The following is a 14969-nucleotide window of genomic DNA, read 5'->3' as shown; positions in this document are numbered from 1 at the left end:
CTTTGGTTTTTGTCAGAATTTTTGCATATCGACCAATCGTTTATAATAGTGGTTGAGAGCTATCAGCTCATCATGACGTCCTGACTCTACGATCTTTCCTTCATGCATGACACATATCAGATCGGCGTCTTTAATAGTAGATAACCTGTGGGCTATGACTAAAGTTGTTCGGTTTTTCATCAAATTTTCCAGAGCTTCCTGTACCAATCGTTCAGATTCGGTATCGAGAGCGGATGTGGCTTCGTCCAATATTAATATCGGAGGATTTTTAAGAATGGCTCTGGCTATGCTGATCCGTTGGCGTTGTCCTCCGGAAAGACGGCATCCTCTGTCTCCGATATTAGTGTTGTATTGTTTTTCCGTTGCCATGATAAAATCGTGAGCATTGGCTATTTTTGCTGCTTCTATCACTTGCTCTTTCGTTGCATGTTCCACTCCGAAAGTGATATTATTATAAAAGGAATCGTTGAACAGTATCGCTTCCTGATTGACGTTTCCCATCATTTCACGAAGATCGAATACTGCCATATCTTTAATATTGACTCCGTCTATGAATATTCCTCCTTTTTCTACATCATAGAACCGCGGCAATAAATCGGCCATTGTCGATTTACCGGATCCTGACTGTCCCACAAGGGCGACGGTCTGTCCTTTTTTTATGGTTAAGTTGACATCTTTAATAACCCAGTCGGCATTGTATTTGAATGATATGTCTCGATATTCGATTTTGTCGTTGAGCGAGTCGATGCGTACCGGATTGGTCGGACTTTTGATGGGGTTTTCTGCTGATAAGATTTTATCGACCCGTTGCATGGATGCAAGCCCCCGTTGAACGGCATAAGCTGCTTTTGACAAATCTTTTGCCGGATTGATAATGCTATAAAATATAACTAAATAGTAAATAAAGTCTGCTGCGCTTATTGTGTTGTCGCCCGATAAAATTAAAGAACCTCCATACCAGAGGACGATGGCGATAGTGCAAGTTCCTAAAAATTCGCTCATCGGATGAGCCATTGCTTGCCTTCGGCTGATCCGGTTCGTAATTTTGAAAAATTTATTGTTCGATTTGATAAACCGATCTAAAATCTTATGTTCTGCATTGAAAGCTTTGATGATGCGCAACCCTCCGAGAGTTTCTTCGATTTGGGACATTAAACCGCCCCATTGTTGCTGTGCCTCAAGAGATGTCCGTTTCAGTTTTTTCCCGATTTGTCCCATTACAAATCCGGCAACAGGCAGTAAGATTAAAACGAAAATAGTCAACTGCCAGCTTATGGCGAACATGGTGCTTAAATATATGATAATCATGATCGGGTTTTTAAACATCATGTCCAATGAAGCCATAATGGAATTTTCTATTTCGGCTACATCTCCTGTCATTCTCGACATTACATCTCCTTTTCGTTCGGTTGTAAAGAATCCGATAGGTAAGCTTATTACTTTTTTAAATACGAATGTGCGGATATCCCGAACTACGCCAGAACGGATCGGTATCATAAAGTATGAGCTCAGATAGCTGGTACATGTTTTGGCGAATGTCATGACAACCAAAAAAGCCCCTAATATCATTAAAGCCCATGCTTCGCTATGTGTATTTATTTGTTCGGTGATAAACCAATAGAAATTATTTATTGCTATATCTTTCAAATCCATACCTGTAGTTTCCCATGGAATGAAATTATAGGAAATTTCTTTCATCTTGAACAGAATCTCCAGAATCGGGATGATCAGAGCAAAGGAGAATAGACTTAAAACGGTAGAAAATATATTAAAGAAAATATTTAGAAACAGATATTTTTTATAGGGAGGAACAAAACGTCTGAGTATCTGTATAAAATCTTTCATCATAAAATTTGAAATCTGATTGTGAATTCTTGTTTTTGATTATTCGGCGGTAAAGATACAACAAAGAAACGAGAAGAAATGTAGATTACGGAAAGAATATTACGGTTTGGTTTTCTATATAGTATTTGATAAATTTGATTTTGGGAAAAATTGTATAAAATTTTTTTTGCAGAAGTCATAATTAAATATGAAAATCGTATTTTTACTTGCTTTTTTGTTAAAAACTATTTTAAAGAATAGTCGTAATTATGAAATTTAAGAAAATAGTCGGAGTTGATGAAACTTTATTAAATGCTTCTGCTCTTGAACAATTGCGTTCTTTAGGAGAAGAAGTTTTTATGTATCATGATTTTCCTCTTCAAGAAAAAGAGATTATTGATCGCATTGGTAATGCTGATTGCGTGTTGGTTTCCTTTAGAACATTAATTACACGTGCTGTTCTTGATGCTTGTCCGAATATCCGTTATATAGGCATGTGTTGTACGCTTTATGATCCGAGTAGTTGCAATGTTGATGTCATAGAAGCATATAGGAGAGGCATTACTGTATTAGGTGTGAAAGATTATGGAGATGAGGGGGTTGTCGAGTATGTAATTTGTGAGTTGGTTCGTTTGTTACACGGTTTCGGAGGGGTACGATGGTTGAAGGAGAGTACCGAGCTGACGCAACGTAAAATCGGGATTGTCGGTTTAGGAAAGACTGGTAGAATGATCGCCGATGCATTGTCGTTTTTAGGTGCGGATGTTAGTTATTATAGCAGAACTCGAAAACCTGAAGCAGAGAAAGTCGGTATAGTTTATAAACCGTTAGAAGAATTACTTGCAGATGTAGAAATCGTTTGTACTTGTTTACCTCGTAATAATTATATATTGGGTGAAAAGGAATTTGAATTAATGGGAAATGGCAAAATATTGGTAAACACATCAGTGGGTCAGACTTTTCAGACGGAGGCGATTTGTAATTGGCTGAGAAATTGTCCGGATAGTTTTTATTTGTGTGATGCAACGGGTATGGGAGGTTTGCAAGATAGACTAAATGGTTTTCCTAATGTGCTTTATACGCCTTATATTTCTGGTAAATCAATACAGAGTATTGAGCGCTTGTCTCAAAAAGTTCTGGCTAATATGAGGGATTATCTCTCTTCTCATTGATTTTGCTATATCTTGTAAAAGTCTGTCTAAATTTTGCGCGGATGAAGTTTGAGGGGAAGCCTCATAAATAGTCGTTTCTTTCTCGAAAGGGGAGGCGTACCGATATCGTCGACATCGTTATAGACCGGAAGAGAACGCAAAAATGATCTGATAATATTTTTTTATCGGAAAATTTAAACAGTCTCTTAAACCTTTATAATTTATTTTTGTCCAATAGTTCGGAATTGATTTTTTTTGAGGAGATCGGTGCGGTTAAGAGAAATTTAAGTTTAAAAAGATCACGATTCTACACAATATACTACACAACACAATATAATGACAATATGTCTTGTGAGTAAATAAATGATGAAAGGAAAAAGATTAATCGCGGCTTTACTTTGTTTATTGATGATTGTTTCTGTGACAGCTCAGCAATCTCAATCTTCCGGAAAGGTAACGCAAAATGCAAAAGTGGGGAAAATATCGGTTAACGGACTCGTAAAAGATGAGTCGGGGCAACCGATGGAAGCTGTTGTCGTCAAACTATTGGTACAAAAGGACAGCTCTATGGTTACCGGTGGCGTTACAGGAGCAAACGGTCGTTTTTTACTGTCCAGGATAAATGCGGGAAATTATAGGATCGTATTTTCTTATTTGGGATATAAAACTATTTCTAAATTAGTAAAATTTTCTGTTCAAGACTCTTCTGTCTCTTTGGGGACTGTTATGATGGAGCCTGCGAATATAGAGTTGAAAGAAGCTGTTGTTGTCGGAAAAGTTCCGGATATTGTCACAAAAGAAGATACTGTAGAGTATAATGCCGGGTCATTTAAAACACAACCCAATGCGGTTATCGAGGATCTTTTGAAAAAACTTCCCGGAGTAGAGGTCGATAAAGACGGAAAGATAAAAGCTCAGGGAAAAGAGGTTAAGAAAATATTGTTGGACGGTAAAGAGTTTTTTTCGGATGATCCTAAAGTTGCATCTAAAAATCTCCCGGCTAATATTATAGAGAAATTACAGGTGATAGACCGGAAATCGGACGAAGCCCGTTTTTCCGGAGTAGATGACGGGGAGGATGAAACCATTATTAATTTGACCGTAAAGAAGGGAATGAAAAAAGGCTGGTTCGGCCATGTGATGGGTGGTGCAGGTACTGATAAACGGTATGAATTCAACGGAATGCTGAACCGATTGGTGGATGAGACTCAAATTTCGCTTTTAGGAGGAACTAACAATACCGGAAATATGGGTGCGGGAGATATGGGAGCGTCGATGTTTTCGGGAAGTTCTCGCCGTTTTGGCGGTGGAGGAGGAAAGGGAACAACGACATCTACTACTACAGGCGCTAATTTCAATATGGGTAAAACCGATCAATTGCGGTTTGGAGGAGATATTCGGTATGGTTACTCGAATAACGATGTTTGGCAAAAAAGCGAACAACAAAACTTTCTGAAAGACAGTATTTCTTATGATAATTCGGAGAAAACATACAATACGAAAAGTCATAATATAAATATGAATTTTCGTTTGCATTGGGAAATAGATACCCTTACCGTATTGGAATTTATGCCGACTTTCGGTTATAATAAATCGAAAATGTATAATCACAGTACATCTGCTACATTGGGAGGACACTCGGGTGAAGAGGAAAGCCTGCGTGATAGCATCAACAGCGGAGAGATGTTATCGTCAAGCGACGGTCACGGATATAATTTTTCTGGTCGTTTGAGCCTGAGCCGCCGTTTTCGTTCTAAGCAAGGGCGACAGATGACTTTCTCTTTTAACTTCAGTTCTAATCGTAATGAAGAGGATGGAATGAGTTATAGTAGAAACTTGTTCTATCTGAATGATAGTGTCAGTGTTGTAGATCAAAAAGATGATAACCGCAATTGGGGCGGAAGTTTCGGAGTGAGGGTAACTTATGTAGAGCCGATATTTAAAAATCATTTTTTGACATTTGCTTATAACTATAACTACAATTATAGCAATGCCGACCGAATGGCTTATAATATACCGGCTGACGGTTCTGGAGAGTTGCAATTGGATTCTCTGTACAGTAACCGTTTCCGGAATGTCTTTCAGTCGCATCGCATTAGTGTGGGATTGAGAGGAACATATCCCAAATTTAGATACAATGTCGGATTCGACATGAATCCGTCCAGTTCGGAGTCGGAGAATCTCATGGATCATGCACGGGATGTGCCGGGTAAAATGGTATTTAATTATTCTCCGCTGTTCAATGCCGCATATCGTATCAGTAAGCAGAAAAGCCTTAATCTTGAATATCGGGGAAGAACCCGGCAACCGAGCGTCAGCCAATTGCAACCGGTGCAAAATATTACGAATCCTTTGAGGATCAGTAAAGGTAATCCTGATTTAAATCCATCATACAGCAATAATTTCAGGTTGCGATATAACTCTTTCGAACCCGAAAAACAGCGGGGATTAATGGCTTTTGTGAACGGAAGTTTTACTTTAAACAGTATTGTCAATCAGACGACTTATGATAATAATACGGGAGTTCAAACGACTATGCCGGTCAATGTAAACGGTGCCTGGAATGTAAATGGCATGGTAATGTATAATATGCCGTTTAAGAATAAAAAGTTCCGCTTCAATACCATGACGAACGCATCGTATAACCATAATATAGGCTTTGTGAATACCGGGGGGAAAGAGAGTGAAAGAAATATTTCGAGGACTGTGAACGTGTATGAAAACCTGGGGTTGAATTATAATTCTGATTTGTTTGATGTCGGAATAACCGGAAATTATTCGTATGCTCTTACCGGAAACAGTATTCAAAGTCGAGAGAGACAGCAAACCATGAACTTTGGAGGAGGGATGGATGTCGCTGTCTATATTCCGGGGAATGTAACGGTCGGTACAGATCTTCGTTATTCGGGAAGTTCGGGATATTCTGCCGGCTATGACCGGAATCAGTGGATGTGGAATGCCCAGGTTTCATGGCAATTTTTAAAGGGAAAACAGGCTACTCTCATGTTTAAGATATATGATATTTTGAGACAGGTTTCTAATATTTCAAGAACAGCAACCGGAAACTATATTCAGGATGTAGAATATAATACGTTGTCCAGTTATTGTATGCTTTATTTCTCTTATCGTTTCAATACGATGGGAAAAAGACAGCAACGATCGGGAAGACCGGACGGCCCTCCCGGAATGATGAGAGAAAGGGGAGGGGGCAGGCCACCGGTCGGTAGAATGAGACCTTTCTGATACTGATTGTACGAAACACACATAACACACACATACACAAATTTCCATGACACGCACACGCCATTATATAGAATATTGGATTATATCGTTTTTTTTGCTTATACCGTTTTCTGCATTTTCTGAAGATGCGGAGGTTAAGGGAACTCTATTCGATGCTGCATTGAAGATACCGGTCGAAATGGCGACCGTACGCCTTTCTCATTTACCGGACAGTACTTTTATATCGGGTACGGCTTCGGATAAAGACGGATTATTTAAATTGTCCGGGCTCGTTCCCGGAAAATATTTTATTCATATTACTTATTTGGGATATCAGTCTGTTTATAAAAATATCGAGATTAAAGCTCTTTCGGATAGGGTCGATTTGGGCCGATTGGTACTGTATTCGGCTGATACGCAATTAAAGGAGGCTGTCGTTGTAGGAAAACAACCGGGCGTGATGGTTAATAACGACACGTTAGAGTATTCGCCGACCGCATTTAGAACGACGAAAAATGCCGTTATCGAGGATTTACTTAAAAAACTCCCGGGTGTGGAAATCGATGAAGAAGGAAAAATTTTGGTAAACGGGCAGGAAATAACTCAAGTGATGGTGGATGGTAAAGAGTTTTTCGGAAATGATCCTAAGATTGCGACGAAAAATTTGCCGGTCGATATGATCGAACGTTTACAAGTTGTAGAGAAAAAGTCGGACATGGAAGAGTTGACCGGAATCGATGATGGAAACAGACAATATATTATCAATTTGAAGGTAAAACGAGATAAGAAGCGGGGAGTGTTCGGTACGGCTCTTGCCGGAGGCGGAACTCAGGAAAAATATGAAGCGAATGCCTTGATTAATAAATTTTCAAAAGAGACACAGTTGACCGTACTCGGGGGATCGAACAACACGAATAATATGGGCTTTTCGGATATGTTGAAAGGCATTCCTTCTCAAGTTGCAGCTCAAGCGTCTCAAGCAGCCCGTACTGGACGAGGAATTATGCGTACGCACATGGGAGGGGCCAATTATGCCGATCGTTATCTTGATGGAAAAATGAAACTGAACGGGAATATTTTTGTGGCGAATTTCAATCAAGATGAATCTCGCTCTCTTTATCGCGAGAATTTTCAAACATCGGGATTTAATACCTTGCATCGGAATCAGTGGAATAACAATAAATCTACACAGTTCCGTACAAATTGGAAATGGGAATATCAGATAGATAAGAAGAACCGTTTGTATTTCCGTCCTAATATCGTTTGGGGGGACGGTAATCGCAAAGAGTGGGCTGATTATAGAACGTTAAAAGGAGATACGATGTTACTCGATAGTTCCTATGTAGATTATTGGGCGAAAGAGAAAAATTATTATTTGCAGGGGACTCTTTCGTACGGGCATAATTTTGATAAACGCGGGAGGAATTTTTCGGTCGATATTTCGGGAACTCGTTCAAATACGAACATTAATTCAGATAGTCGTACGGATAAATGGAAATTCAAGAATGGTACGGAGATGCAGAATCCCGAACCTACTTATCAGCTCATGAATAGAGATATAAGTCGAAATGATTATCGTGTCCGTTTTTATTATACCGAACCTCTATCTCCTACATGGCAAATAAATGTGTCGTATCAGTTCCAGCGAAATAATTCGGAAGAGGACAGGCGCACGGAAAGCATGGATAGAGAAACGGGTGAGTTCGAATTATCTCCGAATCAGACTAACCGTTCCGAAAACATTTTTTACATTCATCGAATAGAAGCGGGAATCCGGAAATTTTGGAAAAAAATAAATTTAAGGATCGGTGCGACATTAGAACCTACCGATATGAGAAGTTCCAGTTTCAGAGCCGATACTCTATTTTATACGATTGCGAACAAAAGTTTCAATATAGCGCCTTATGTAAATTTTGTCTGTCCGTTCAGTAAAGAGCGGATTTTGAGAATCGATGTGTGGGGAAATAGTCAGCAGCCCTCTCCCTCTCAGTTGCAGCCTATTGTCGATGATGCCAATCCGAATCATTTGAGAGTAGGTAATCCCGACTTGAAACAATCCTTTACTACTCGTTTCAGGCTTCGCTATAATGATTATAATAAAGTTACTCAGCGGACTATAGTTTTGAACATGGGTATGAATTTTAAGCAGAATTCTATAGCAAACCGTACCGAGTATATAGAAGAGGGAGTGCAGAAAACAATGCCGATCAATGTAAACGGCGTTTGTGACGGCTATTTTAATTTTATGTACAGTATGCCGTTAAACCCCTATTTTCGATTGAGTTCTTATACGACCGGAAATTATAGTCGTGGCATAAGTTTTTTATCGGATAAGGATGTGTTGGGAGAAAAAAGCATCAGCAATGAAATGCGGTTGTATGAGCGTTTGCGTGTTACCTATACGAATGAGTGGCTGGAAGTAGGGATAAAAAGTCTTATACGATATAATACGGCAAAGTATTCGCTTCAGTCGAATATGAATGTCAACGCATTCGATATAAGCAATGGCGGAAATGTCGAGATACGTTTTCCTAAAGATATTACGTTATCGCTTGATTATGACTATAATTTTAAAACCGGGTATACAGATGGATTTGATCGTCCGCAACATCTTTTGGGAGCACAATTCAATGTGTCGGTATTTAAAAAGAAACAAGGAACGATCAGTTTGAAAGGATTTGATCTGTTGAATCAGAGAATATCCGTATCTCGTGTCGTTCGGTCTAATTATATCGAGGATATAGCTTATAGTACCCAGCCTCGTTATTTTATGTTGCAGTTCAGTTATCGGTTCAATTATTTTGCACGTCAGAAATAAAATTTGCAGATATTCTTTGTTTTGAATCCGGATTTCTATTAATGTCGGGACAAATTAGTATCTTTGGCCTTTCAAAGAAGAGGAATCTACATGGGAAAAACAATTGCGTATAATCCTTTGGATTATCCGATATATGTTATGGCAAAACCGGTAGGAGCGATGTGTAATCTCGATTGCAGTTATTGTTACTATTTGGAGAAAGGAGAACTTTATCGGGGACAACGGTCTAATCGGATGACAGATGAAATGCTGGAAAAATTTACGGAGGAATATATCAATTGTCAGGCTACACCTGAAGTTTTGTTTACATGGCACGGTGGTGAAACGTTGTTGAGAGGTCTCGATTTTTTCCGAAAGGCAGTTGCTCTGCAAAAACGTTATGCAAAAGGTCGTCCTATCGCTAACTCGATACAAACCAATGGAATTCTGCTCAATGATGAGTGGTGTCGTTTCTTTAAAGAGAATAATTTTCTTGTCGGTATTTCTATCGATGGACCCGAACATGTGCATGACCGTTATCGTAAAGATAAAGGAGGAAGAGGTTCTTTTGCCCGGGTGATGAAAGGAATCGAACTGTTGCAGAAGCACCAAGTCGAATTTAACACTTTGTCGGTCGTCAATGATTATAATGCTCATTATGCACTGGAAACGTATCGTTTTTTTAAAGAAATAGGAAGCTGTTATATGCAATTTTCTCCTATTGTAGAGCGTTGGGGAGATCGTCCCGATGGGCTGGAATTGCTTCCTCCGGGCGAATTTCCGGATACGGAAATGCCTCCTTGGTGTGTTGATCCGCTGGATTACGGCCAGTTTTATTGTGACATTTTCGATGAATGGGTTTGCAATGATGTCGGACGTTATTTTGTACAGATGTTCGATGCCACGTTAGCGGGCGTTGTCGGAGCAGCTCCGGGAGTTTGCATTTACGGGAAGACTTGCGGACATGCGGCAGCTATGGAGTATAACGGCGACGTGTATGCTTGCGATCATTTTGTTTTTCCCGAATATAAGCGAGGGAATATAAAAACAGATACTTTGGTAAGTATGATGTTGTCTCCTGAACAAATGGCATTTGGCAATGCCAAACGAAATACTTTGCCCCGGCAGTGTCGTGAATGTCGTTTCTTGAATTTATGTAACGGAGAATGTCCTAAAAACAGGATTTCGAAAACTGTAACAGGAGAGCCGGGATTGAACTATCTTTGTGCCGGATTACAAAAATATTATGCGCATGTCATGCCTTATATGAATTATATGGCGGAGGAATTAAAAAATCAACGGCCTCCTGCAAATGTGATGCAATATGCCCGGGAACATTTAAACAAAAAATGAACGGATGAGTATTTTTGAATTACTAATATTGGCAATCGGACTTTCGATGGACAGTTTTGCCGTATCGGTGACTTCAGGGGTGGTGTTAAAGCCTTTCCGGACATCTTCGGCATTAAAAATAGCTTCTTTTTTAGCTTTATTTCAGGGGGCTATGCCTTTGATAGGTTGGTTTATTGGGCGAGAGTTTCAAAAATATATACAAGATTATGATCATTGGGTCGCTTTCGGGGTGCTGCTCATACTCGGGATAAATATGATTCGTGAGGGGCGTTCTAAAGACGAAGAGACTCCTTGTTGTTTTAATCCTGCAAAGACAAAAACTTTGCTCGGTTTGTCGGTTGCGACGAGTATCGATGCATTGGCAGTCGGGGTATCGTTTGCATTTTTGAGCATGAATATGCTTACGCCTACGGCTATTATTATCGGAGTTACTTTTGCCTGTTCTATGATAGCCCTTTATTTGGGCAGATATTGTGGAAGACGGTTGAAACATAGAGCAGAAATGCTGGGCGGAGTTATTTTGATTTTGATCGGAACTAAAATTTTAATAGAGCATTTATTTTTTCAGTAAAAGTATCTTTTTGCCGGTTTTCTGCCGGATAAATAATTTATCGAATGAAGAATAAGAGAGGATTGGTTGCATGCATATTGTTTCTTATCGTTTTTGCCATAGTGACAATATATCGGGAAACAAAACAGACAAAAGAAGCCGTTTATCAACAGAATGAAGGAATTATCTTCAATACGATTTATCATATAACTTATCAGTATGATTCTGATTTGCAAGCAGAAATAGAAGATGAGCTGCATCTTTTCGATGCGACGCTCTCCCCGTTTAATAAAACATCGGTCATAACTCGGGTAAATGAAAATGATTCTACCGTAGTGCTGAATGAATGGTTTGTCAATGTTTTCAGCCGTTCTCGGGAAATCTGGACGCAGACGGACGGAGCTTTCGATCCTACGGTGTCGCCTTTGATCAATGCTTGGGGATTCGGATTTAAACAAGGGTATTCGTTATCATCGCACGATATAGACAGTCTGCTTCAATTTGTCGGGATGGATAAGATATCTTTAGATAACGGGAAGGTGATAAAACAAGATCCGCGCATGTCGCTTAATTTCTCGGCAATAGCCAAGGGGTATGCCGTTGATGTCGTTGCTGAACTTTTAGAGTCGAAAGGCATCGAGAATTTCTTGGTAGAAATCGGAGGCGAGTTGGTCGGCAAAGGGCGTAATCCCAAAGGCGAGTGCTGGCAGGTGGGAATCAATAAGCCTGAAGAAGATAGTGAAAGTGTAATGGGTGAAATAGAAGAGATTGTGGCGATTTGCGACGGGGCGATGGCTACTTCGGGTAATTATCGTAATTTCAGATATGAAAACGGTAAAAGAGTAGCCCATACGATAGATCCGGTCAGCGGATATCCTGTGCAGCATTCTTTACTCAGCGCTACGGTGATTGCGCCCGATTGCATGACAGCCGATGCTTATGCTACGGCTTTCATGGTTATGGGGATTGATAAAAGCCTGCAATTAGCAGAAAAGTTGCAATTGAATGCTTATTTTATTTATGCAGTCGATTCTGTAAATACGCAAGTTAAAATGACTCCGGGTATGAAAGACCTTATTGTTCGGGATACTCATTGATAATTTTCTCATGGTCAGATTTGAAACAGATCGGGCGGTTGTCAGGGATATGGTAGAGGGAGATATGGATATTATGTTCTCTATTTATACGCAAGAAAAAAATATGAGGTATATTTCTGACGGTAGGTATGATTGGACAATATTCGAGCTTAGGGATAAATATTCCCGGATAAACAAAAGCTATTCTTATGGATACGGTATTTTTATAGTTGAGCTTAAAGATTCGGGTGAGGTTATCGGTGAGGCCGGATTGTTTTCTTTCGATCGGGAAAATAGAATTTTTGAGTTAGGGTATATTTTAGATTCTGTTTATTGGGGGAAAGGGTATGGAACGGAAATATGCCGAGGATTGATAAATTATGCATTTGCTTCATTAAAAGCAAAATGTGTACTTGCCCGCATGTATGCTTCCAATAAGGCCTCTGTTCGTTTATGTGAAAAATGCGGTATGCAGAAATGGAATTCGGGAATTGCCGAAAACGGTAAAGGATTTTATGAATATCGTTGTTATAAAATTTGAATAATCATTTGAAAGTCATTTGAAAATCTTTTCTTTTTATCAGCTCTATTTGTAGTCTTCTGTATTTTATTGATTGCGTTGGATAATGCAATATCTTTAAGGTTTTATTGTTAAATAAAAATAAAACAGAATAGCTGTTTTAGTATCTATGTATTCTTTTTATAAATTTATAGATATTATCACTTGGTGATTATCGGCATTTTAAAAATCTGTTTAAATTTTGCATAAGATCTTTTTTAGAGATGTTTTCAAGAATGTTAGGTACAAGAATGAGAAAACAGTTCGAGAGGAAGTCCTAAAAAGTTTAAAAAGACGATTTTATCGGAAAAATTTAAATAGGTTCTAAGATTATCAAATGTTTTGCAAAGTGTATAAATATGTTAGGGTTCAGGATTGTAATTAATGGTGAGGAAGAGATTTCTGTAATTTCTGATAATTTGGTGCATGTAATGATGAATATAGGACATGGATATGACATTATGTGTATAGATGGAATAGATTCGAAGTCGTATCACCTTCGATGGCATAAGCGAAAACTTAAATTGGGAGATAAAATAAAAATACGGGTAACGAAGGTTGATGAGGAGATATATCCTTTATTAGAACGCTATCCGATCAATAGGGCGGAATTGATAGAGAGATATTATACTCTTAAAAAAGAATTGGAAGGAAAGAGTGAAAGATGATAGGATTTATTGTTAAATATTTAGGCCGAAATTTTAAAGTCGGTTCTTCTGAATCTGATGCTACGTTGAACGTGACGTTGGTAAGAAATGAGTTTATTCTTGAGGGGAGTAGTGGGCAGCCTTACATAAGTTCGTTTCAATTGCAGAAAGACGGGATTGAACTTGATGTCGAAGTGGCTGAATTTGATGAGGCTTCTATCCCGATTACCGCTGATAATTATAAAGATACTTGTCAGATCGATCCTTTGTATATCGAAATGATAGATAAACAGAAAGCTGATGTTGATTGGAATTGAGGAATTTAGAAAATTAGAGGAGATTCTAAAAGAAGAGAATCTGATATGACTTTATAGATAGTTCGATGCTTTATAATACTTATGGTGAAATGGTTACAGTTCGGAATGAAAAAAAGAGAAGTTTCTGTTCGCATTGGAGGTATAATTTCGGGATAATGAATTATGGAGTTATTATGATTCTGATCTAAAAGAAGATAATACTATCACGATTTTTTTTAATGTGACTTGTATATCGACTCCTTACGCTAAACATAAATAAATTATAGAGCGGTGAATAAACAGGCAAAATAGAGTGAAAATGAAAAGTTTTGAAATTAATTATCGTGGAGTGACCACAACAATTTCTGCTAAAAATGAAGAGTCGATAGTTATTCTTATTAATGATAGTAAAGAACAGGCTTTTATTTATGCGGGAAGTACAGATCGTGATAAGAAACGCAGAAAGGTTTGGTTCTCAAATGAACCGATAAAACCGGATGATGTAGTCGATATTAAGGTAATTGAGTCAGATGGTATGACGGAATCTGCGATTATGACCGATATAGCAAATATTAAATCTCCGATTTCAAAGTTGGAGAGTTTCTATAAGTTGGAGGCGTTATTAAAGAAAAGGGGATTGCTATGAACGGCTTTATATTAAAATTGAATGGTGAGGTATTTGCTGGGGCAATGGACGGATGTTCCACTATAACTATTACGGGAAAGAATAATACCTTTAGATTAGAGTTTGGTGGTATGGATAAACTGGCACATTCTTGTGTATGGTGTACGAAAACTCTTGAAGCCGGAGATCGGCTTTCAATAAAATATACGGATATAGATGAGTCGGAAATTTCTGCATTTGCAGAGTTTATCGATGTTGTCGATGAGTTTAAGCTGTTGGAATCATATCATCGGATGAAACAAGAACTTATGGATGAAGGGTTGATATAAAATTTTGTGAGAAAGGATTGTATGTATTCGGTGCTTGAAAATTTTCTGAATATTGTTACTTGTTGATTATTAGCATATGAAAGGTTTAAAAATTAACTATAAAGGAAAAAATACGATTGCCGCTGTTAAAGATGGTGATTTGTTAGTTGTCGATATGCATGATGTTCGGGGAAAGTCATTTTTTTATGCGGGTAGTGTCGATTATGATGAACAGCTCGGTCGGGTCTGGTATCCGATAGTTCCCATAGAGTTGGGCGATACTTTTGAATTTGAAGTTGTTGAAACCGACCAAATGACAGAGCCGGTAGAGACGAAAAAGAAAGATGTAGAACGGCCTATTTCGAAATTAGAACAATTTTATCGGTTAGAATCGTTAATAAAAGAACGGGGGTTATTATGAAAGGTTTTACGTTGAAATGGAATGGTAAAACAATATCGGGAGTTGTAAGAAATGCTTGTTCGGGAATAATTATTTCGAATAAAGAGATACTGTTCCCCAAAGTGTGTCTGAGATAGAGGAATAAAAAAGTCTACAGATTT

At 38.5% G+C, this 14969-nt stretch carries 13 protein-coding genes; 12 read left to right on the top strand and 1 reads right to left on the bottom strand.

Annotation, left to right across the window (positions count from 1 at the left end):
- Positions 1-12 precede the first annotated feature (12 nt).
- Positions 13-1845 (bottom strand): ABC transporter ATP-binding protein, encoded by a 1833-nt coding sequence (locus AC0UMU_RS06340; protein WP_288641879.1) that lies wholly within the window; start codon positions 1843-1845, stop codon positions 13-15.
- 248 nt (positions 1846-2093) lie between these two features.
- On the opposite strand from AC0UMU_RS06340, the gene AC0UMU_RS06335 reads away from it, so the two are divergent.
- The 12 genes from AC0UMU_RS06335 (at position 2094) to AC0UMU_RS06280 (ending at position 14829) form a co-directional block, all read left to right on the top strand.
- Positions 2094-2996, top strand: coding sequence for an NAD(P)-dependent oxidoreductase (locus AC0UMU_RS06335; RefSeq protein ID WP_278716156.1), 903 nt, complete (start codon positions 2094-2096; stop codon positions 2994-2996).
- A 342-nt stretch (positions 2997-3338) separates the two neighbouring features.
- Positions 3339-6218 carry a TonB-dependent receptor gene (locus tag AC0UMU_RS06330; protein ID WP_278716145.1) on the top strand — a complete coding sequence of 960 codons (2880 nt, stop codon included), beginning with the start codon at positions 3339-3341 and terminating at the stop codon, positions 6216-6218.
- 46 nt (positions 6219-6264) lie between these two features.
- A complete protein-coding gene (locus AC0UMU_RS06325; protein WP_278716146.1) occupies positions 6265-9015 on the top strand; it encodes an outer membrane beta-barrel protein in 2751 nt (916 codons plus the stop codon).
- 90 nt (positions 9016-9105) lie between these two features.
- Positions 9106-10347, top strand: a complete 1242-nt coding sequence (locus tag AC0UMU_RS06320; RefSeq protein ID WP_278716147.1) for an anaerobic sulfatase-maturation protein — start codon at positions 9106-9108, stop codon at positions 10345-10347.
- A gap of 4 nt (positions 10348-10351) precedes the next feature.
- Positions 10352-10918 (top strand): manganese efflux pump MntP, encoded by a 567-nt coding sequence (locus AC0UMU_RS06315; protein WP_022600792.1) that lies wholly within the window; start codon positions 10352-10354, stop codon positions 10916-10918.
- A 44-nt stretch (positions 10919-10962) separates the two neighbouring features.
- Complete coding sequence (locus AC0UMU_RS06310) at positions 10963-11994, top strand: FAD:protein FMN transferase (RefSeq protein WP_009318944.1); 1032 nt, start codon at positions 10963-10965, stop codon at positions 11992-11994.
- A 10-nt stretch (positions 11995-12004) separates the two neighbouring features.
- Positions 12005-12514 carry a GNAT family N-acetyltransferase gene (locus AC0UMU_RS06305; RefSeq protein WP_278716150.1) on the top strand — a complete coding sequence of 170 codons (510 nt, stop codon included), beginning with the start codon at positions 12005-12007 and terminating at the stop codon, positions 12512-12514.
- 377 nt (positions 12515-12891) lie between these two features.
- Entirely contained in the window at positions 12892-13200 is a 309-nt protein-coding gene (locus AC0UMU_RS06300) for a hypothetical protein (RefSeq protein WP_122304022.1), read from the top strand.
- Positions 13197-13496, top strand: a complete 300-nt coding sequence (locus tag AC0UMU_RS06295) for a hypothetical protein (RefSeq protein WP_022600788.1) — start codon at positions 13197-13199, stop codon at positions 13494-13496. Before AC0UMU_RS06300 ends, AC0UMU_RS06295 begins: the two co-directional genes overlap by 4 nt.
- Positions 13497-13788: 292 nt before the next feature.
- Positions 13789-14121 (top strand): hypothetical protein, encoded by a 333-nt coding sequence (locus AC0UMU_RS06290; RefSeq protein WP_147411913.1) that lies wholly within the window; start codon positions 13789-13791, stop codon positions 14119-14121.
- Positions 14118-14429 carry a hypothetical protein gene (locus AC0UMU_RS06285; protein WP_022600786.1) on the top strand — a complete coding sequence of 104 codons (312 nt, stop codon included), beginning with the start codon at positions 14118-14120 and terminating at the stop codon, positions 14427-14429. The genes AC0UMU_RS06290 and AC0UMU_RS06285 overlap by 4 nt, the downstream gene beginning before the upstream one ends.
- 76 nt (positions 14430-14505) lie before the next feature.
- Entirely contained in the window at positions 14506-14829 is a 324-nt protein-coding gene (locus tag AC0UMU_RS06280) for a hypothetical protein (RefSeq protein ID WP_288641876.1), read from the top strand.
- Positions 14830-14969 lie beyond the last annotated feature (140 nt).

The sequence above is a fragment of the Coprobacter fastidiosus genome (genome assembly GCF_982245605.1).
The sequence above is the reverse complement of the archived record's forward strand: the minus strand, read 5'-3'. Positions and strand labels throughout refer to the sequence as shown.